Annotated in this window: 17 protein-coding genes; 12 read left to right on the forward strand and 5 right to left on the reverse strand. The window is 72.7% G+C overall.

The features are described from left to right. The first annotated feature begins 187 nt into the window (after window positions 1-187). The 9 genes from ACZ6SD_RS27230 (at window position 188) to ACZ6SD_RS27270 (ending at window position 9,384) form a co-directional block, all read left to right on the forward strand. Window positions 188-1,138, forward strand: a complete 951-nt coding sequence (locus tag ACZ6SD_RS27230) for a beta/alpha barrel domain-containing protein (RefSeq protein WP_465319844.1) — start codon at window positions 188-190, stop codon at window positions 1,136-1,138. A gap of 61 nt (window positions 1,139-1,199) precedes the next feature. Beyond that, on the forward strand, window positions 1,200-1,958 hold the full coding sequence (locus ACZ6SD_RS27235) for a TenA family transcriptional regulator (protein ID WP_465319845.1): 759 nt from the start codon (window positions 1,200-1,202) through the stop codon (window positions 1,956-1,958). Between the two features lie 28 nt (window positions 1,959-1,986). Continuing rightward, complete coding sequence (locus ACZ6SD_RS27240; protein WP_465319846.1) at window positions 1,987-2,910, forward strand: aminotransferase class IV; 924 nt, start codon at window positions 1,987-1,989, stop codon at window positions 2,908-2,910. Beyond that, window positions 2,907-4,244, forward strand: a complete 1,338-nt coding sequence (locus tag ACZ6SD_RS27245) for a hypothetical protein (protein ID WP_465319847.1) — start codon at window positions 2,907-2,909, stop codon at window positions 4,242-4,244. Before ACZ6SD_RS27240 ends, ACZ6SD_RS27245 begins: the two co-directional genes overlap by 4 nt. Before the next feature lie 26 nt (window positions 4,245-4,270). After that, entirely contained in the window at window positions 4,271-5,383 is a 1,113-nt protein-coding gene (menC, locus tag ACZ6SD_RS27250; RefSeq protein ID WP_465319848.1) for an o-succinylbenzoate synthase, read from the forward strand. After that, window positions 5,380-6,132 (forward strand): RraA family protein, encoded by a 753-nt coding sequence (locus tag ACZ6SD_RS27255; protein WP_465319849.1) that lies wholly within the window; start codon window positions 5,380-5,382, stop codon window positions 6,130-6,132. Before menC ends, ACZ6SD_RS27255 begins: the two co-directional genes overlap by 4 nt. Further along, a complete protein-coding gene (locus tag ACZ6SD_RS27260) occupies window positions 6,132-7,625 on the forward strand; it encodes a M81 family metallopeptidase (protein WP_465319850.1) in 1,494 nt (497 codons plus the stop codon). Before ACZ6SD_RS27255 ends, ACZ6SD_RS27260 begins: the two co-directional genes overlap by 1 nt. Beyond that, complete coding sequence (locus ACZ6SD_RS27265; RefSeq protein ID WP_465319851.1) at window positions 7,622-8,224, forward strand: nitroreductase family protein; 603 nt, start codon at window positions 7,622-7,624, stop codon at window positions 8,222-8,224. The genes ACZ6SD_RS27260 and ACZ6SD_RS27265 overlap by 4 nt, the downstream gene beginning before the upstream one ends. Further along, entirely contained in the window at window positions 8,221-9,384 is a 1,164-nt protein-coding gene (locus tag ACZ6SD_RS27270; RefSeq protein WP_465319852.1) for a pyridoxal phosphate-dependent aminotransferase, read from the forward strand. The genes ACZ6SD_RS27265 and ACZ6SD_RS27270 overlap by 4 nt, the downstream gene beginning before the upstream one ends. 286 nt (window positions 9,385-9,670) lie before the next feature. Here ACZ6SD_RS27270 and ACZ6SD_RS27275 read toward each other — a convergent pair whose 3' ends face one another. The 4 genes from ACZ6SD_RS27275 to ACZ6SD_RS27290 all read right to left on the reverse strand — a co-directional run bounded on the left by ACZ6SD_RS27275 (window position 9,671) and on the right by ACZ6SD_RS27290 (window position 15,669). Next, on the reverse strand, window positions 9,671-12,727 hold the full coding sequence (locus tag ACZ6SD_RS27275) for a non-ribosomal peptide synthetase (RefSeq protein WP_465319853.1): 3,057 nt from the start codon (window positions 12,725-12,727) through the stop codon (window positions 9,671-9,673). Next, window positions 12,724-13,470, reverse strand: a complete 747-nt coding sequence (locus tag ACZ6SD_RS27280) for a thioesterase II family protein (RefSeq protein ID WP_465319854.1) — start codon at window positions 13,468-13,470, stop codon at window positions 12,724-12,726. The genes ACZ6SD_RS27275 and ACZ6SD_RS27280 overlap by 4 nt, the downstream gene beginning before the upstream one ends. Before the next feature lie 8 nt (window positions 13,471-13,478). Beyond that, window positions 13,479-15,086 carry a PhpK family radical SAM P-methyltransferase gene (locus tag ACZ6SD_RS27285; protein WP_465319855.1) on the reverse strand — a complete coding sequence of 536 codons (1,608 nt, stop codon included), beginning with the start codon at window positions 15,084-15,086 and terminating at the stop codon, window positions 13,479-13,481. Between the two features lie 145 nt (window positions 15,087-15,231). Beyond that, window positions 15,232-15,669 carry a DUF2000 family protein gene (locus ACZ6SD_RS27290; RefSeq protein ID WP_465319856.1) on the reverse strand — a complete coding sequence of 146 codons (438 nt, stop codon included), beginning with the start codon at window positions 15,667-15,669 and terminating at the stop codon, window positions 15,232-15,234. 198 nt (window positions 15,670-15,867) lie between these two features. On the opposite strand from ACZ6SD_RS27290, the gene ACZ6SD_RS27295 reads away from it, so the two are divergent. The 3 genes from ACZ6SD_RS27295 (at window position 15,868) to ACZ6SD_RS27305 (ending at window position 18,464) form a co-directional block, all read left to right on the forward strand. Beyond that, window positions 15,868-16,722 carry an AraC family transcriptional regulator gene (locus ACZ6SD_RS27295; RefSeq protein WP_465319857.1) on the forward strand — a complete coding sequence of 285 codons (855 nt, stop codon included), beginning with the start codon at window positions 15,868-15,870 and terminating at the stop codon, window positions 16,720-16,722. After that, the gene (locus tag ACZ6SD_RS27300) at window positions 16,719-17,393 is read left to right on the forward strand and encodes a PhzF family phenazine biosynthesis protein (protein ID WP_465319858.1); all 675 of its coding nucleotides are present in this window, start codon (window positions 16,719-16,721) and stop codon (window positions 17,391-17,393) included. Before ACZ6SD_RS27295 ends, ACZ6SD_RS27300 begins: the two co-directional genes overlap by 4 nt. A 90-nt stretch (window positions 17,394-17,483) precedes the next feature. Continuing rightward, window positions 17,484-18,464: a DMT family transporter gene (locus ACZ6SD_RS27305; RefSeq protein ID WP_465319859.1), complete on the forward strand. Its 981-nt coding sequence runs from the start codon at window positions 17,484-17,486 to the stop codon at window positions 18,462-18,464. A gap of 10 nt (window positions 18,465-18,474) precedes the next feature. Here ACZ6SD_RS27305 and ACZ6SD_RS27310 read toward each other — a convergent pair whose 3' ends face one another. Next, window positions 18,475-20,025: an alpha/beta hydrolase gene (locus ACZ6SD_RS27310; protein ID WP_465319860.1), complete on the reverse strand. Its 1,551-nt coding sequence runs from the start codon at window positions 20,023-20,025 to the stop codon at window positions 18,475-18,477. Window positions 20,026-20,033 lie beyond the last annotated feature (8 nt).

A 20,033-nucleotide genomic window follows, 5' to 3' on the forward strand; every position in this document is an offset into this window, starting at 1 on the left:
TGGCTTCGGCCAGCCGCGAAAGATTCCGCCTCCAGCGCCGTGGGCGTACTTCGCGGCGTTTCCCGGAAAGACCGCGCTTTGTGGACTGGAGAATCCGCCGGACAAATAGCGATGCCGCCGTGAACAGCCCTGCGCGCGGACTCGCTCGGAGGTGAGCGAGAAGGGTGGGTGTGCTGTGGGAGTGACGGTGTCGAGCGATATTGACAGGATTTCCCTGGTCGATGTGACCCTGCGCGACGGCGGATATATGAACGAGCACTCCTGGACGAGAAAGGACTCGGCAACGATCGTCGAGGCGTGCGAGCAGGCGGAGATCCTTTTCTGCGAGGTCGGCTATTTCCGGCCCCGGCTGCACACCTCGGAGGGCAAATCCCGCCCGGCCTACTGCTCGCCGCCGGACTACCTGGTCGAGCTGCGCGAACGGTTCCCCCGGGTGACCATCACCGTGATGGCCCGGCCCGGCGACGTCGAGCCTGCCGACTACCGCGCGCTGGCCGAGGGGGGCGCGAGCGTGGTCCGCTTCCCCGCCACCGCGCGCGTGCTGCCCGACCTGGGCGAACACCTCGCCGCCGCGCGGGACGCCGGGCTGCGGGTGACGCTGAACCTGATCAGGGTCAGCGAGGTGGCCCCGACCCAGGTGCGCGCGGCCGCGGACCTCGCGCAGCGGCACCGCGTGGACGCGTTCTACCTCGCCGACTCCAACGGCAGCCTGTTCCCGGCGCAGGTCACCGACCTGTTCGCGCTGGCGGCCGAGGTCACCGACGTGCCGCTGGGCTTCCACGCCCACGACGGGCTCAGCCTGGCGTTCATCAACTCCCTGACCGCGCTGGAGGCGGGCTGCCGCTACCTCGACGCCTCCATCGGCGGCGTCGGGAAAGGCGGCGGCAACCTTTCCCTGGAACTGGTCGCCGGATATCTGCGGACCCGGCGCAACGCGCGGTTCACGATGGCTCCGCTGACTCGGGTGGCGCCGACCGTGCTGCGCAGCTGCGACCGCGACGCGGCCGCCCGATTCGATTCGATGGCCAGTGGCCTGCTCGACCTCAATATGGAGGAAACCGCACTCGTCAAAGACGAGGAACGGGAACTGGTCGCGCTTGTCGACGCCCGGCCGAGCGGGCCCGTCGCGGCGGGCTGACAATCCACCACCCAGTGCGCTTCCGGCTCGAATAACCCCTTTCCCCTCAAAGGAGTGAAACATGTCCGAGCAGTTCGTTGCGGAACTCGAAGAAATGATCCGCGCGCGGGCGAAGACCACCAGCCCGCTCTACCAGACGATCCTGGCGGGCAAGGCGACCGAGCGGCTGCTGCGGACCTTCGTGGAGCAGCGCTGGCCGATCAAGAGCTGGTGGACCAGGAACCTGACCGGGGTCGCCGCGCGGATGGACGACCTGGCGATCCGGCGCTCGCTGATCGAGAACGCCTACGAGGAGGAGTTCGGCGCGCTGTCGAACTCCAAGCGCCACGTGGAGACCTTCGAGGACTTCGGCAAGGCGGTGGGCGTCGACCCGGCGCGCCTGCCGGAACTGGAGCTGTTCCCCGAGACGGTCGCGGTCATCGAGCACAACCGCACCGCGTGCAACGACACCAACGTCCACTTCACCGAGGGCGTCGCCTCGGTGCTGCTGCTGATGGAGGGCCAGCCGCCGATCACCGACGAGGGCGGCGCCAGCATGATGGCGGTGATGCGCGACCGCTACGGCCTGCCCGAGTGGGGCTACGAGTTCTTCAAGCACCACGCCTCCGCCGACGCGGGCGAGTCCGGGGTCAGCGAGCTTGAGGACGAGCACACCGAGCCGCTGCGGGTGATGCTGGCCCGCTACTGCGACACCCCGGAGTTGCGGGCGGCGGCGAAGCGCTCGCTGGCGCGGGCCATCGAGCTTCGGCACGCGCACTTCGACGCCATCCTGCGCGAGGCGTACGACCCGGCCGAGCCGGTGTTCCACTACGCCGGTTAGCCCGGCCGGAATCGACCAGGAGGTGCGGGTGACCGCCTACCCACACGTGTTCTTCGCCGATCGCTGGGCCGACGCGGGCAACGCCGCCGTGCCGCTGGGCAGCCTGGCCATGCGCTACGCGCTCTCGGTCTTCGAGGGCATCCGCCTCTACCGGGGACTCGACGGGGCCCGGCCGCGGCCGTTCCTGCTCGCCGAGCACGTCGGCAGGCTGGCCGACTCCCTGGCGCTGACGCGGTTGCCCGACCCCGGGATCGAGCGGGTCCCGGACCTGATCGACGAGCTCATCGAGCGCAACGCGATCGACGCGGACGCCTACGTGCGGGTGGCGGTCACCCCACTCAACCCCGGCGGGCTCGGCGACGACGCCGACCCGGCGCTGACGATCACCGCCGCGCCGATGGGGCGCAAGCAGTGGCTGGCCAAGGGCACCGGCATGGCCCTGACCGTCAGCGACTGGCAGCGCGCCCCCGGCGCGGCGTTCCCGGCCGCGGCCAAGAACATCTCCAACTACGCCGGGCCGCGGCTGGCGCTGCTGGCCGCGCGCGACGCCGGTTTTGACGGGTGCGTGCTGACCAACCAGGCCGGGCGGCTGTGCGAGGCGCCCACCGCGGCCCTGTTCTTAGTCCACAATGGAGTGTTGCGCACCCCCGCGCTGTCCGAGGACGTCCTGCCCAGCATCACCCGGGCGTGGCTGCTGGCGCGCGCGGCGCGCGACGGCATCCCGGTCGCGGAGGCCGAGTTGACCCGGGAGGACGCCTACACCGCGGACGAGGCGTTCCTGTGCGGCACCGGCATCGAGATCGCGCCGGTCCGCGAGTTCGACGGGCGGGCGTGCGCGGACTGGCCCGCCCGGCCGGTCACCCGCGAGCTGATCATGCGGTACTTCACCGCCGCCCGCGGCGGCGACGAGACCAGGGAGCCGGACCCGGCGATGACGGGAGTCGGTGGATGATCGACTGGGTGCGGGCGGGGCAGTGCGCGGCGGCCCTGGCGCAGCGGCCGGAGCGGACCGCCAAGGCGCTGGCCGAGGCCACGGGGGCGGCCCGCCGCTTCCAGAACACCGCGTTCCCGCTCTCGCCGCTGCCGGTTTTCGCCCGGAGCGCCGCGGTCGCCGAGGTCGTGCCCGCGTTGGAGCGGTACGTGGCGCTGCTGGCCAAAGTCGTGCGGCTGCACCGGGAAGTGCCCGAGGTGCGCGACTGGTACGGGCTCGGTCCGGCCGCGGCGGCGCTGATCGACGCCGACCGGGGCATGGGCGACGCGGTCGCGGTGTGCAGGCTCGACGGGTATCTCGAACAGGGCAGCGAGCGGCTGCGGCTGCTGGAGAACAACGCCGACGCGCCTGCCGGGACGCTGTTCACCCCGCGGATCAACCACATCGTCCGTGACGCCGTGGTCCGGGCGGGGGTCGACGCGCCGCCGTGGGCGCCGCCGACGTTCACCGACGAGACCGCGCTGCTCGACGTGCTGCTGGGCGGGGCCGGATCGCGGATCGCCATTCTGCAATTCGCGGGCAAGGTCACCGCGGAGAGCGAGGAGATGGCGCACCGGTTCCGGCTCGCCGGGGCGGAGGTCTTCGTCGCCGATCCGCGCTCGGTGCGGGTGCGCGGCGGCCGGACGTACTTCGGGACCGAGCCCGCCGACGCGTGCTGGAACAAGGTGAACACCGCCGGGTGGCGCTCGGCGGTCGAATCGGACCCGGACCTGGTCCGCGCCTGGGTGGCCGCGGTGGCGAGCGGGAACCTGCGGCACGTCAACCCGTTCGGCGCGCGCTATGTCGCGGAAAGCAAGTTCACCCTCGGCCTGGCGCGCGACCCGCGCTTCGCCGGGCTGTTCGACGCCGACGAGCACGCCCTGGTCGACCGGCTGGTGCCGTGGTCGGTTCGGCTGGTCCCCGACGCCCGCACCGAGGACGGCGGCAAGCCGCTGCACGCCGACCTGCTCGACAACCCCGCGGACTACGTGCTCAAGGAGCCCTACGACATCCGCGGCGACGGGGTCACGGTCGGCCGGGCGACCGACCGCGCCCAGTGGCGGGCCGCGGTCGTGCGCGCCCTGCGGGACCGGCTGCTGGTGCAGCGGCACGTCCCGCCCGCGGCCTACCCGGTGCTGCGCGCGGGCCAGGACCCGGTGGTGGCCGCGATGCCGATCAGCTTCGACACCTACCTCTTCGGCGGCCGGGTCGGCGGATTCGGCGCCAAGGCGAGCTTCCACGCCCGGGTCAACGTCTTCCGCGGCGGGCGCAAGCTCGCCGTGCACGTCACCGAGCCCGAGCCGACTGTCGACTAAGGACTGTCTAGTAAGGACGGCTGTCTGTGACCATCGAGCGGATCACCCTGCGCTTTGTGACCACGACCCTCACCCACCCGTTTGAGAACCGCTGGCAGCGCTACCACACCTGGACCAAGCTCGTCGTCGCGGTGGACGGCGGCGACGCGGTCGGGCTCGGCGAGTGCGCGGCGATGGAGACCCCGTTCTACAACTACGAGACCATCGAGACCGCGTGGCACATCACCGAGCGGTACCTGGCGCCGATGCTGCTGCGCGCGGGAGCCGACGCCCCGGAGACCGCGATGGCGGCCTGGGCCGAGGTCAACGGCCACGAAGAAGCCAAGGGCGGGCTGGAATGCGCGCTGTGGGACCTGCGGGCCCGGCGCGCGGGCAGGCCGCTGTGCGTGGAGCTGGGCGGGGCGGTCCGGCCGGTGCCCGCCGGGGCCACCGTGGGCATCGAGCCGACGATCGATGAGCTGCTGGCGGGCATCGCGCGGATCAGGGACGCGGGCTACCAGCGGGTGCGGGTGAAGATCCGGCCCGGCTGGGACGTCGAGCCGCTGACCCAGATCGCCGCGGCGTTCCCCGACCTTCCGGTCGTGGCCGACGCCAACGCGGCCTACCCCGAGTCCTCTTTGGACGATCTGGTCGCGCTGGACGGCGTGGGGCTGATGGCGATCGAGCAGCCGTTTCCCCGCCACCTGGTCGAGACGACCGCCGCGTTGCAGGCGAGGATCGCCACCCCGGTGTGCCTGGACGAGCAGATCCACTCCGCGCACGAGGCCCGGCAGGCGTGCCGGATGAAGGCGGGCCGGATGGTCAACGTCAAGGTCGGCCGGGTCGGCGGGCTGGCCGAGGCGCGGCGCGTGCACGACCTGTGCCGGGCCGAGGGGATCGACCTGTTCGTCGGCGGCAAGTGGGACCAGGGGCTGGGGCGGTGGTGCGCGGTCGCCCTGGCCACGCTGCCCGGCATGACCCTGCCCAGCGACGTCGGCCCCAGCGGGCACTACTACCTCGACGACGGCGCCGAGCCCAAGGTGGAGTTCGTCCGCCCCGGCTGGGTGGCCCCCACCGACCGGCCCGGACTGGGCGCCGAACCGACGGCGGACGTGGAAGTGGTGCGGGAACTGGAAATCACCGCCAAGGAGGTGCGATGACACACCCGGTGGGTCAAATCCCTAGTCGCAGGCAATCTCGCGCGGCCGTCAGCCGCACCCAAGGGGACCGAGACGCAACCCAGCCACCGGATTTGGTCGCGGTCCTGCGTGGCCATGGCACCGCGACTGTCAGCGACGCGCTCGACTTGATCGGAGTGAACGGCGGGCTCGCCGGGCTGCGGCGGCTTTCCGGCTCGGCGGCGGTGGCGGGGCCCGCGTTCACCGTGCGGTTCGAGACCGTCGAGCCAGGCACGCCCGCGCCTGCCGCCGACTACATCGATGACGTGCCACCGGGCGCGGTGCTGGTGCTCGCCAACGCGGGGCGGACCCACTGCACGGTGTGGGGCGACATTCTCAGCGAGGTCGCGCTGCGCCGGGGCGTGGCGGGCACGGTGATCGACGGCCTGTGCCGCGACCTCGGCGACATCCAGGCGCTGGACTATCCACTGTGGAGTCTCGGGAGCTACATGAAGTCCGGCAAGAACCGGGTGCGGATGATCGCGGCGCAGCGGCCGGTCACGGTGTGCGGAACGGTTGTCGCGCCAGGGGATCTGGTGTGCGCGGACGCGGCGGGGGCGGTGGTCGTTCCGGCGGCGACGGCCGAGCGGATCGCCGAGGAGGCCGACCGGATCGCCGCGATGGAGGCCGCCGTGCGCGCCGACGCCGCCAAGGGCATGCGGCTGCGGGAGGCCCGGCGGCGGCACGGCTACAACCGGGCCGCCCTCTCGGTCGACGCGGACGGGCGCTGATGCGCGCGCTCATCGCCGGGATCGTCCACGAGTCGAGCACGCTCATGGTCGAGTACGTCGGCCCGACCCGGCTCGCGGACTTCGACGTGCACACCGGGGCGGCGCTGATCGCCCAGTTCGCCGGGACGAACACCTGCGTCGGCGGCTACCTGGCCGCGTGCGCGCGGCTGGGGGTGGAGCCGGTGCCCGCGCTGCACGCGCGCGCCGAGCCCGGCGCCGCGCTCGACCCGGCGGCGTGCGCGGACCTGGTCGACCGGCTGGTCGCGCACGCCGCCGCGGCGGGCCCGGTCGACGTGGTCCTGCTCGACCTGCACGGCGCGGGCGCCCTGGTGTCCGGGGACAGCGTCGACGTGGCCGTGCTGCGCGCGGTGCGGGCGGTGGTCGGCCCGGACGTGCCGATCGCGGCCACCCTCGACCTGCACGGCAACATCCCGGCCGAACTGCCCGGCCTGGCCGAGACGGTGGTCGGCTTCCTGGAGTACCCGCACACCGACATGGGCGAGCGGGCCGAGCGGGCCGCCGACATCGCGGTGGCGCAGGCGCGCGGGCGGGCCCGGCCGGTCACCCGGGTGCTGAGCCTGCCGATGCTGGTGCCGCCATCGGACACCGGGTCGGGCCCGGCGCGGCTGGCCCGCGACCTCGCCCGCGCGGCCGAGAACGCCCCGGAGGTGTTGGCGTGCACCGTTTTCCACGGCTTCCCCTACGCCGACACGCCGCAGGCGGCCACCTCGGTCGTCACCGTCGCCGATGGCGACCCGGCCGCGGCCGACGCGGTGAACCGGCGGATCGGGACCTGGCTGTGGGACAACCGTGACGGGTTCCGCATCCCGACGCTGACCCCGGCGGCGGCCGTGGCGCTGGCGCGGGCGGGCGAGGCGCGCCCGGTGGTGATCGGCGACGGCACCGACAATCCCGGCTGCGGCGCGCCCGCCGACAGCACCCACCTGCTGCGCGCCCTGCTCGACAGCGGCGCGAGCGCCTGTTACGCGGCGCTGCACGACCCGGACACGGTGGCCGCCGCCGTGGCCGCCGGGGTGGGCGCGCGGCTGACGGTGGCGCTCGGCGGCAGGCACGGCTGGGCGAGCGGGCCGCCGGTCACCGCGACCGCGACCGTCCGGGCGATCACCGACGGGCAGGTGGTGCACCAGGCGATGCGCCGGGGCAAGGCGCTGGACTTCGGCCGCAGCGCGCGGCTGGCGGTCGGCCGGGTGGAGGTGGTCGTCGCCAGCAGACGCAGCCAGGTGTTCGACCCGGAAATCCTGCTGCTGCACGGCATCCAGCCCGACCGCTACGAGATCGTCGCGGTCAAGTCGGTGAACCACTTCCGGGCCGGGTTCGCCGGGATCGCCGCGCGGCTGCTCGTCGCCGACGCCCCCGGGCCGCTCAGCCGCGACATCGCGAGCGTGCCCCGCGGCGGCCCGACCGCGGCCCGCTGGCCGATGGACCCCGCGGCCGACTACCGCCCCGTCAGCGAGAAGGAAAGGACGAGATGACCGACCTGAGCGAAGCCATCCGGCGCAGGCGCAGCGCGACCCGCGTGACCGGCCCCGCCCCGACCGACGACGACGTCCTCGACCTGGTCGCCGCCGCCGCGACCGGCCCGGACCACGGGCTGATGCGGCCGTGGCGGCTGATCTCGGTGCGCGGCGCGGCCCGCTCGACCCTGGGGCGCGCCGCCGCGGCCGACCTGCCGCCCGACGACGAGGCTGGCCGCGCCCGGGAGGCGGCCAAGCCGCTGCGCGCGCCGCTGCTGCTCTCGATCGTGTTCACGCCGCGGGAGAACCCGAAAGTCCCCGAGTGGGAACAGCTCGCCGCGACCAGCGCCATGGTGCACAACCTGGTGCTGCTGCTGCACGTGCGCGGCTGGGGGGCGATGTGGCGGACCGGGCCCGCCAGCCGCTCGTCCGCCGTCGGCGCGGTCCTGGGCCTGGCGCCCGGGGAGCGGTCGCTGGGCTGGCTGTTCGTCGGCACCCCCGACCCGGTCGCCATCCCGGCGCCCCGGCCCGCGTTCGACGCCCGCGACCGGTTGTCCCAGCTCACCCCGCAGGGCGCGGTCACCCCGCTGTTCCCCCGGGCCGGGACCGCGACATGACCGGTGATCCGCTCGCCGCCCGGCTGCGCGGCTTCGGGTCGTCGGTCTTCGTGGAGATGACCGAACTGGCCATCCGGACCGGCGCGATCAACCTCGGCCAGGGCTTCCCGGACACCGGCGGGCCGCCCGGCCTGCTCGCCGCGGCCAGCGCGGCGGTCGACGCGGGACACAACCAGTACCCGCCGGTGCGCGGGGTGGCGGACCTGCGCGCCGCTGTCGCCGAGCACCGGGCGCGGCACTACAGCACCCCGTACGACCCAGAAGAGGAAGTCCTGATCACCACCGGGGCCACCTGCGGCATCGCCGCCGCCCTGCTCGCGCTGTGCGAGCCCGGCGCCGAGGTGATCGTGTTCGACCCCTGCTACGACTCCTACGCCGCGGGCATCGCCATGGCTGCCGGGGTGGCGCGGCCGGTGCGCCTGCGCGCGGAGGGGACCGGGTTCGCGTTCGACCCGGACGAGTTGCGCGCCGCGGTGACGCCGCGGACCCGGATGCTGCTGCTCAACACCCCGCACAACCCCACCGGCAAGGTCTTCACCGCCGCCGAACTCGACCTGATCGCCGAATGCTGCCGCGAGCACGACCTGATCGCGGTCACCGACGAGGTCCACGAGCACCTCGTCTACGACGGCGCGGTCACCCGCTCGCTGGCCCAGTGGCCGGGGATGCGCGACCGCACCCTGGCGATCTCGGGCGCGGGCAAGACGTTCAGCGTCACCGGCTGGAAGGTCGGCTGGGTCTGCGGGCCAGCGCCGCTGGTGGCCGCGGTGCGCGCCGCCCACCAGTACCTGACGTTCAACTCGGGCACGGCGTTTCAGGTCGCGGTCGCGCACGGTCTGCGCGCGCAGATGGGCTGGGTCGAGGACCTGCGCGCCGACCTGGCCGCCCGCCGGGACCTGCTGGCCGAGGGCCTGGCCAAGGCCGGACTGAGCGTGTTCCGGGCCGAGGGCACCTACTTCTTGCAGGTGGACGCCCGCTCCTGGGGCTACGCCGACGGCGTGGAGTTCTGCCGGGACCTGCCCCGGGCCGGAGTGGTCGCGGTGCCCACGGTCGGCTTCTACCTGGGAGAGGATCCGCCCCGGTCGCTGGTGCGGTTCGCCTTCTGCAAGCGGCCGGAAGTCCTCGCCGCCGCCGTGGACGCGCTGTGCGCGGCGCGGTGAGCCGCGGGTCCTGGGTGCGCCGGAGCCGGTGACGACGCTCTCGGCGTAAGCGGTCCGTCCCGGCGGCTGCGGGCGGCCCCGGGCCGCGGCGGTGTGGCCGCGTCCCGGGCGCCGCTGTCCGAGAGCGGGTCGCGCTGTGCTCGACCTCCGCGAGTGGCTGTTCGGACTGCCAGAACGACCAAACCGGTCTTCCCGCGGTCGCGGAGTCCCTGGTGATCCCGGCTTGGTCGGCCTGACCACCTCTATCGTCTACTGTGGACACATCGGGCGAGCGGGCCGCCGCCGCTCAGTCGCCGAACCGCTCCGGGGCGCGCTCGCGGATGCGCTGGGCGAGCCGGGTCGGGGTGGCCGCCTCGAACAGGTCCCGGGCCGAGAGCGGCACACCCAGCACCGCCGACAGCGCCGACATCATCGGCGTGGCCAGCAGCGAGTGCCCGCCCAGGGCGGCGAACTCGTCGTCGGCACCGATGCCGTCCACGCCCAGGACCCGGGTCCACTCGGCGATGATGGCGCGTTCCACCTCGTCGCGGGGCGGCAGGTACGGGGTGGCGAGGTCGGGCCTGCCCGCCGGGATCTCGATGGCGGCCAAGGCTTCCCGGTCGGTTTTCCCGCCCGGGGTCAGCGGAATCCTCGGGAGCGCGACGAACGCGGCGGGCACCAGGTGGTCGGGCACCCGGGCGCGGAGGAACTCGCGCAGGTCCTCGACCGGCACCGGCTCGCCGAAGACCAGGTAGGCGACCAGCCGGTCGCCGCGCACCCCGGCGACGACGGCGCGCACCAGCGGGTGCGCGCCCAACACGGCCTCGACCTCGCCCAGTTCGACCCGGAACCCGCGCACCTTCACCTGGTCGTCCAGCCTGCCCAGGAACTCCACCGTCCCGTCGCCGCGCTGGCGCACCCGGTCGCCGGTGCGGTACATCCGCGCGCCCGCCCGCCAGAACGGGTCGGCGAGGAACCGTCGCGCGGTCAGCTCCGGCCTGCGCCAATACCCCCGGCCCACCCCCGCACCGCCGATGTACAGCTCGCCCGGGCTGCCGATCGGCACCGGCCGCTGGCAGGCGTCCAGCACGTACATCCGCTGGTTCGGCAGCGGCCTGCCCCAGGGCACGCCGTGCCCGTCCTCGGTCCGCACCCGGTACGCGGTGGTGGTGAACGACGCCTCGGTCACCCCGGCGAAGTTGTAGGCCCGGCAGCCGGGGGCCAGCGCCGCCAGCGCGCCGGGCACTGACGGCGGGAACCGGTCGCCGCCGAGCAGGACCAGCCGCAGGCCGGGCGGCAGGCTCCCACCGGTCTCATAGGCGTGGTCGATGGCTCCGGTGAACAGCGCGGGCGTGGAACTCCACACCGTCACCCCGGCCTCGTGCGCCAGATCCAGCAGGCGGCGCGGGTCGCCAGCGGTCGCCGAGTCGGGCAGCACCAGCGCGCCGCCCGCCAGCAGCGTGGCCAGGATGTCGAACGCGGACATGTCGAAGTTGAGCGACGAGGTTTGCAGCAGCCTGCTGGTCGAGTCCAGCCGCAGCCGGGAAACCAGCGCCGCCATGGTGTTCACGACCCCGAGGTGGGTGTTCGCCGCGCCTTTGGGCTCACCGGTCGAGCCGGAGGTGTAGATGACGTAGCACAGGTTTTCCGGCTCGACGCCCGACTCCGGCGGCCCGTCCGCGTCCGGGTGCCGCTGGTCGAGCCGGACGACGGTCACCCGGTCGGGCAGCAGGTCCGCCGACCGCTCGTCGGTGAGGACCACGCCGACTTGGCTGTCGTCCAGCAGGTAGCCCAGCCGCCGCGCCGGGTAGGCGGGGTCCAGCGGCACATAGGCGGCACCCGCCTTGAGCACGGCCAGCACGCCCACGACCACTTCCGCGCCCCGGTAGGCGCAGATGCCCACCAGCCGCTCGGGGCTCGCGCCGTGGCCGCGCAGCACGTGCGCCAGCCGGTCGGCGCGGGCGTCAAGCTCGGCGTAGGTCAGCTCACGCCCGTTGTCGACCACGGCGACCGCGTCCGGGGACATCCGCGCCCGCTCGGCGATCAACTCGTGCAGGCACGCGCGGGGCAGCGGCGTCTCGGTCGCGTTCCACTCGGTGATCGCGAGTTCGGCCTCGCCGGGAATGAGCACGGGCAGCGCCGAGACCGGCCGCTCCGGCTCGGCCATGGCCGAGGTGAGCAGCAGCGGGTACCGGGCCGCGACCCGCGCCGCGCTCGCCTGGTCGAACAGGTCGGCCGCGTACTCCACCTCCGCGCGCCACCGGTCGCCGTCCGGCTCGACCACGAGCCGCATCTCGCCGTCGATGCCGAACCGGGCCAGCGGGACCGGGGCCATCGGCTTGCCGCCGAAGCTGTCCGGCACCAGCGGCGTGTCCCGGACGAGGAAGGCCAGGGCACGGTGGGACTCGGCCCGCGCCGGGGCCGCCGCGCGGGCGACGACGGCACGGAAACCAGGGTCGTCGGACAGGTCGACGCGCGCGACGAGGCCGGTGTCGGCGAGAGCGACCGCGACCTCGGCGCCGCCGCTGAGCCGCGACACCAGGGTCTGCCAGCCCGCCAGCAGCACGGTGCGTGGATCGGTGTCCGCCGACGCGGCGAACGCCCGCACCGCGTCGGCGAACCCGTCGGGGAACTCCACCGGCACTCGGGCGCCGATCGACGCGGGCAACGGGGACCGCGGCCGATCGGTCGGCAGGTCGGCGGCGGGAAGGTCGCCAGGTGGACGTCCGCTGGGAAGGCTGGAAGTTGGCAAGGTTCCGTGTGGAGAGTGGCCATTCGGAAGGTGAATCGCTGGAAGGTCCCTGGCGGGCGGGTTCGGCGAGGCGCCGAGGTCCGGCGCGGGCGCGTCCGGGAGCGGGGGGCGGCCGTCGTAAGCCAGGCAAATGTCCGCCAGCACCGCGCCCAAGTCCGTCTCGGCCACGGCGATCCGGTGCGCGGCGAGCACCAGCACGTCCCGGTCGGGCAGCACGAGCAGGCCGCACCGGATCGGCGGGGCGTTCTCCAGGTCGAAGGGCCGGGTCGCGAACTCGTCCAGCACCTCGGCCAAGGCGTCGGCCCGGTCCGCCGCGCTCTGGTGGCGCAGGTCCAGGACGGCCAACGGCAGGTCCGGCGAGTCGACCACCGACCGCGCGGGCGCGCCGTCGCGGACGGTGTGCCTGCTCCGCAGCGCCGGGCGGCGGGCGCCGGTGACCCGCAGCGCCGCGCGCAGAGCGGCTTGGTCGACCAGGCCGTCGACCGACGCGGCAACCACGACGATGTTGGCCGGGGTGCCGGGCTGGAAGCGCTCGGCCAGCCAGACCTGGTCCGCTCGGTCCGGCGCTGGCATGGAAGCAGGCGCGGCGGTGGGCGCGGTGGGCGGGTTCATCGCGGTACCCCGTTCATTGATTCCACAGTGGACAGTTGACCGAGATCGGCGGCGAGCCGGGCGAGAAACAGCGGTTCCCGGCCGAGGAAGAAGAAGTGGCCGCCGGGCAGCATGGTCAGCCGGAAGTCGACCGGGCTCTCCCGCCGCCACGCCGCCAGCGTCGCCGGGGTCACCGAGTCGTCGCTGTCGCCCGCGTAGACCCGCAGCGGGCTGCTCAGCGGCGGCGCTTCGCCGACGCCGTCGGCGAACAGGGCCAGATCGGCGCGCACGGCGGCCAAGACCGCTGGCCCGTGCTCGACGGCTGGCCCGCCGAGTCCGCGCACCTGGGCGAGCAGCCCGTCGTCGTCGCTGCCGCGCTGCCGGGCCATCCGCTCGGCCGCCGCCGCGGGCGCCGGACACGACGACACCAGCAGCGCCGCAGGGGTTTGCCCGCCGCGCCGCCGCAGCTCACGGCAGACCCGCAGGGCCAGCAGCGCGCCCAGGCTGTGCCCGAACACGGCCAGCGGCTTGCGCGGCAGCGCGGCCACCCCGGTCAGCACGCCGTCGAGGACGTCATCCACCCCGGCGGCGAACGACTCGCCGAAGCGATCGCCGCGACCGGGCAGCTCGACCGCGACCAGCTCCACCGTCAACGGCAGCAGGTCCGCCCAAGCGCGAAACGCCGCGGCCGAGCCACCGGCGTGCGGCAGACAGAGCAGCCGCAGCGTCGCGCCCGGCCGGGGCGTCCAGCGTCGAAGCCACATCGCGTCCCCTAGGCGGGCGCGTCGGCCAGCGCGCGCACGACGCTGTCGACTCCTTCCTCCGGGTCGAGGTAGTCGGCGTTGAGGCCCTTGACGACGAGTCGGGTGGCCGCGCGGGTGAACTCGGTGATCTGGGACATGGTCAGCCCCTTGGACAGCAGGTACGGGATGCACCAGATGCTCAAGCCGTAAAGCGGCATCAGCGCGGAGCCGGTCACCCCGCGGACGAAGTCGTCCTTGTGCTCGACGGCCTCCTGCCAGCTCATGGACGAGTGCCGCCACGAGTAGCCGCTGCCCTCGATGCCGTACTTCTCCCGCTGCTTCTCGATCGGCGCCAGCACGTCGTGGTAGTAGAGCTGGACGTTGTAGAAGGTCGGCTTGGTCCGGTTGACGAAGTCGAGGGTGTTCCGCACGCTTTCCTCGTTCTCGCCGGGGAAGCCGAGCACGATCGAGGCCAGGGTGACCAGGCCGCGCTTGGTGAGCTGCTCGATGCCGTACTCGTAGCGGTCGGTCTTGGCGAACTTGGTCATATTCTTCAGAATCCGCTGATCGCCGGACTCGATGCCGAGGAAGACGCCCATGCAGCCCGCCTCCGCCATCAGGTCGAACGCCTCGTCGTCGGCGTTGGAGCAGCGGAAGAACGACACCCAGCGCAGGTCGAACTTGTTCTCGATCATCATCCGGCAGATCTGCTTGAACCGGGGCAGCGGCACGTTGAACGTGTCGTCCACGACGATCAGGTTCTGGGCGCCGTGCTCACACAGGTACCGAAGCTCGTTCTCGATGGTGGACAGGTCGCTGAGGGTGAGCGGGCCCGCCATCGCCGGGTAGTTGCAGAACGCGCAGCCGAACGAGCAGCTTCGGGCGGTGCGCAGGTACGTCGTGGGCGTGTAGAAGTCGGGCTCGAAGTACGACCAGTCGACGGCGTTCTCGTTGAGGTCGTTGCTTTCCGGACGCTTGAGAGTGCGGTCCATCGACCGCTGGCCGGGCGCGGCGCGGTAGATCAGGTTGGGCACCTTCGACAGGTCGCCGCCCTCGCGCAGCGCGGTCAGCACACCGGCCAGGGTCGCCTCGCCCTGGGACTCATCGATGTAGACGTCCGCGCCGATGGAGTCGAGCAGGATGTCCTGCACCGCGGGAGTCTGGCCGCTGCACAGGTTGTGCACCCGGGGGCCGCCGACGACGATCGGCACGGCCGGGTTGTGCTCGCGGATGAACCGGATGATCTGCCGGATGGGCTCGTCGTCCACGTAGTAGGTGGTGGTGATCGCCACCGCGCGCGGGGACTCGGCCAGCATCGCGGCCAACTCGTCGCGGCCGGTGTTGAAGAAGTTGACCACGCCGACGCCGAAGCCCCGGCGCATCAGGAAGCTGGCCAGGTAGGCGACGCCGAGGCTGGGCATCTCGAAGGCGGTCAGCGCCGACGGGCGACCGGTCGACCGCTCCATGGCCTTGTTAAGCAGGTCCATGTAAGTCAGCCGCCGGTCGCCCACCAGCACCGAGTTGGTCACCAGTTCCCGGTATGCGCCGGAGGATTCCTGGAACACCTCCTGCGCGGTGGCGAAATCAGCGAAGTCGATCTCGTTGAAGCCGATGAGTACGCAATCCAGATTTGTCACGCCTGTGCTCCCCGAAGTCGATATTCGTGCACCGGACAAGGTGATGCGACTGCTGTTCGACTGCCTGGTGTTCGACCGCAATGACGAATCGCTCGGCGACGCGCGGACAGCGCGTCGCCGCGTAGGCGAGGAGGTGGGCGCGAATCTAGTGGTGCAGCGCGGCGCCCTTCACGATCTTGTCGACGACCTTGCGGTCCGCCCGCATCGCCACCCCGACCAAGGCCAGCTTGTCGCTCTCGACGCTGCGCACCGCCGCGCGGTTGTCCTCGTCGTTGTTGGTGGCGAACAGCTCCTCGGTGTAGACGGCGCACTTCACCTCGCGGCGCAGCGCCCGCTCGTGGATCTTGGTCAGCGTCTCCGCGTCGGCGATGAACACCAGCACCGGCTGGCGGAACATCGGCAGGTACTCCACGCCGGAGGCGTCCAGATAGGGCTCGCCGACCACGTTGTCCACGGTCGCGGCGATGCCGCTGACGGTGAACGCGGTGACGTTCAGCTTCTGCCAGTCCTTGAGATCGTCCCGCAGCACCACGGCGATCTTGGTGTCCCACACGACCGGAGTCGCCTCGTGCACCTCAGTCAACTTCTTCGTCTCCTCATCAACACTGTGTCGGCGCGGTGGATTCCGATCACCGCTCCGTCCGCCCGGGTCAGCGCGCTGCCCGCAGGGGTGCGCCCCACTATTCCCGCCCAAGTTCGGCACGGTCTTGTACGAACTTGCCGTCGACTCCCGAACCACCCGGACGGGTACTGATCGTCGCGTTTCGGGTACGCTGCGTTTATGGCTCCTGGGGTGCGAGCGGATCGCGACACAGCGCGGCTGTGGCGGCCGGACATCCCCGGCGTCGAGGTCCTGCACGCCCGTTTCCGCAGGCACGCCTATCCGCGCCACGCCCACGACGCCACCACGGTAGCGCTGATGGACAGCGGCACGGCGGCATTCCAGTGCGAGGGCGCGGAGTTCGCCGCGCCTGCGGGCAGCGCATTCATGATCAATCCCGGCGCGGTGCACACCGGCCGATCCGCCACGCCGGAGGGATACCGGTATCGCGTCCTCTATCTCACCGACGAGGCGTTTTCCACACTCCTTCCGGGCAAACCGGGCACATTGACCTTTCCGGCACGGCACACGGTCGTGCAAGACCAGGAATTGGTGACCGCGCTCGACCGCACTAACCGCGCGCTGGCCCTGTGCGGACAGCGCCTGGCGCAGGAGGAGTCGCTGCTGCGGCTGGGCCTGGCGCTGCGGCGGTTCGCCGACGCGCCGCCGGTGGCGCGCGCGTCCGGCCGCGGCCACCGCGCGGTCGCCACGGCGCGTGACTACCTGGAGTCCGACCCGGCGGCCCGGATCTCGCTGACCGAGCTGGCGTGGCTGGCCTCGACCAGCCCGTACCGGCTGGTCCGGCTGTTCGCCGCCGAGTTGGGCATGCCGCCGCACGCCTACCAGGTGGAGCTGCGTGTCCGGCTGGCCCGGCGGCTGCTGGAGTCCGGCGCCCGGGTGGCGGTGGCGGCCAGCGAGGCGGGCTTCTGCGACCAAGCGCACCTGACCAGGGTGTTCAAGCGCTACACCGGCGTGACCCCTGGGCAGTTCGCCCAGGCGGCCCGCGCGAACCGGCCGCGGCGGCTGGCGTCGTGACCGAGGTCGACGTCGTCCGGGTCTTCGCCGACGAGCACGGCCGCTTCGGCAACGCGCTCGGCGTGGTGCTCGACCCGGCCGGGCTCAGCCAGGCCGACCAGCAGGCCATCGCCGCCGAACTCGGCTACAGCGAGACCGTCTTTGTCGAGGACGTGGACTCGGCCCGGCTGCGGATCTACACCCCGGCCGTCGAGCTTCCGCTGGCCGGGCACCCGTTGGTCGGGGTGAGCTGGCTGCTGGCCCGGGAGACCGGGCGCGAGCAGGACTTCTTGCGGCCCGTCCTGCTGCGCGAGCCGGTGCCGACCTTTGTCGAGGACGGCGCGACGTGGGTGCGCGCCACCGTGGCCGATGCCCCGCCGTGGGACCACCTGCGCGTGGCAGAAGCCGCGGCGGTCGAGGCCGCCGACCCGGCCACGGCCGACGACAAGGTCCAGCTGTGGGCCTGGCTGGACGAGCGGGCCGGAGTGGTCCGGGCCCGGGTCTTCGCCCGCGCGTTCGGCGTCGCCGAGGACGAGGCGTGCGGCTCGGCGACCCTGATGCTGGCCGCCCAACTGGGTCGGCCGATCACGGTCCGTCACGGTGAGGGGTCCGTGGTGCTGGCCCGTCCGGCAGGTCCGGGCCTGGGCGAGGTCGGCGGCCGTGTGGTGTACGACATGCGGCGCGCCCTTTAGTGTTAGCCCATTTGGGGGGATAGTAAGACTGGTACCAGGACGCGTTCCCGCGTCCCGGGGGCAAGAGAAATCATCTGTGGGGGATGAGAAATGATCGACAGTCCTGGGTACAGCCGTGCCTATTTGCAGCTGGTCACGACCATGGCGCTGTGGGGGAGCGCCTTCGCGAGCTCGAAGATCGTGGTCGACGCCGTGCCGCACAGCGTCGCGGCGGTGCTGCGATTCGGCGGCGGCGCGCTGGTGCTGCTGCTGGTCCTCAAGCTGTTCGGTGGTGACCGCAGCGGCGAGCCGCCGAAGGCCAAGACCCGCGCGGGACTGGCGGGCCTGCTGGGCGTGTTCGGCTACAACACGTTCTTCTTCTGGGGCCTGTCGCTGGCCCCGTCCCTGGACGGCACGATCATCGTCCCGGTCCTGAGCCCCATCCTGACCACCGCGTTCGTCGTCCTGACCGGCCGCGAGAAGGTCTCCACCGCCCGGGTGATCGGCCTGTCGGCAGGCCTGGGCGGCGCGGTCCTGTTCTTCGTCGGCGTCGGCGGCGACTTCAGCGGCGGCGCGGACCGGCTGGCGGGCGACTTCGTCTACCTGCTGGGCGCGGTCTGCTGGTCGGCCTACACGCTGACCGTCCCGCACACCATGCGCGGCATCGAGTCCCTGCGCGCCACCACCTACGCCACCGTGGCGGGCGCGGTGGCCCTGGCCCTGTTCGCCGCCCCGTCCGTGCCGGACGTTCAGTGGGACGCCGTCCCGACCGCGGTCTGGCTCAACGTCGGCTACCTGGTCCTGGGCCCCACGGTGGTCGCCTACATCCTCTACTACAGCGGCATCCGGGCCCTGGGCGCGACGACGGCCTCGATCATGATGTTCACCTCGCCCGTGTTCGGCGCGATCTGCTCGGTGGTCTTCCTGCACGAGACGTTCAGCCTGCTCCAAGGCGTCGGCGCGGCCGTCATGCTCGTGGGCGCGGTCCTGGCCGTGACCAACGGCAAACTCCCCCGCCGCAACCGTCCGGTGGCCGACCCCGACCCCAAGCCCGCTGTGGAGGCCAAGCCCACGGTCGACGCCACCACGTGACGCGCTGGTCCTAGCCCGCGCAGGTCAGGTCGGCGGCGGGCAGGGACAGGTCGACCAGGTAGCGGGTGCCAGCGGAGTCCACGCACTGGTCGCCCTGGAGGAACGCGGTGTGCTGGGTGGCCTCGTAGGTCAGCAGGCGGGCGTCGAGGGATTTCGCCAGGTTGACGCCCGCCTGGTGCGGCGTGGCCGGGTCCCCGGTCGTGGAGACGACCAGGAGCCGGGGAGCGCCGGTGACGACGGGCTGGTGGGGTTCGGTGGTGTTGGGCGCGGGCCAGAACGCGCACGGGTCCAAGGCGGGCAGGGGCGGCTCGGTGTCGGTGAGGAAGGAGCCCTTGGTGGCCTCGGCGACCCGGGTGGCGACCTCGGCCAGCTTGGCGCGGTCGGTGAGCCGGGGCTCGTCGACACAGCGCACAGCGATCAGGGCGTCCATGCTTCCGGAGTACTCGCCGTCGCTGCCTCGGCCCAGGTAGAGGTCGGCCAGGAGCATCAAGGTCGTGCCGTTGCCCTTGGCCAGCCCGGCGAGGGCGTCGGAGAGGACCGGCCACGCCTCGTCGGAGTAGAGGGCGGCGGCGATGCCGGTCGTGGCGTCCGACGCGGACAGCCGCCTGCCGCCCACGGCGAGCGGGGCGGTCTCCAGGGCGTCGATCTTCGCGCGGAGGTCGTCCTTGGTCCTGATCGCGCACGATGGCCGCTCGGCGCACCAGGCGAGGTAATCGGCGAGGGCCTTGTCGAAGCCGGTGGCCTGGCCGATGGCCTGCTGCGCCGGGTCCTCCAGCGGGTCGACGGCGCCGTCGAGGATCATCGCGCGGACGTTGCCGGGGAACGCCTCGGCGTAGGCGGTGCCGATGCGGGTGCCGTACGAGTAGCCCAGGTAGGTCAGCTTCTCCTCGCCCAGAGCCGAGCGCAGGACGTCCATGTCGCGCACGACGTCGCGGGTGCCGATGTTGGCCAGCACGTCCACGCCGGTCCGCTCGGCGCACTTGGCGGCGAAGTCCTGGTTCTCGGCCTCCGCCTCGGCGACGGTCGTCTCCGGCGGGTCGACGCGGTCGGCGTCCATCTCCTGGCCGGTGAGGCAGCGGACGCGCGGCTCGCTGGCGCCGACGCCGCGCGGGTCGAAGCCGACGAAGTCGAAGCGGTCGGTCAGCTCGGTGCGCTTGGCCTTGGTCGCCAGCGTCGCCGCCGCGCTCATGCCGGACCCGCCCGGGCCGCCCGGGTTCAGCACCAGCGCGCCCAGCCGCTCCTTCGCCGCCTGCTTGCGCAGCACGCCGACGGTGATCTCCCGGCCGCCCGGGTTGGCGTAGTCCAGCGGGACGGTGAGCCGGGCACAGCGGACGTCGCGCTTGAGGAACGCGATGCGGCTCTCGTCGTCATGGACGTAGGAGCGGCAGTCGCTCCAGGTCAGCGCCTGGCCATAGAAGCGCTCAAGGCCTGCTGGCACGGGCCCTTTCGGGCCCAGCCGCTCGGTGGCGCCGATGACCGCCGTCCCGGAGACGGCGACCGTGCAGGCGCTGAGCAGGGCCACCACAAGCGCGAGCGGCGGGACCAGGCGGAATCTCGACACCCGCCCAT

It is taken from the genome of Actinokineospora sp. NPDC051303, from assembly GCF_055586285.1.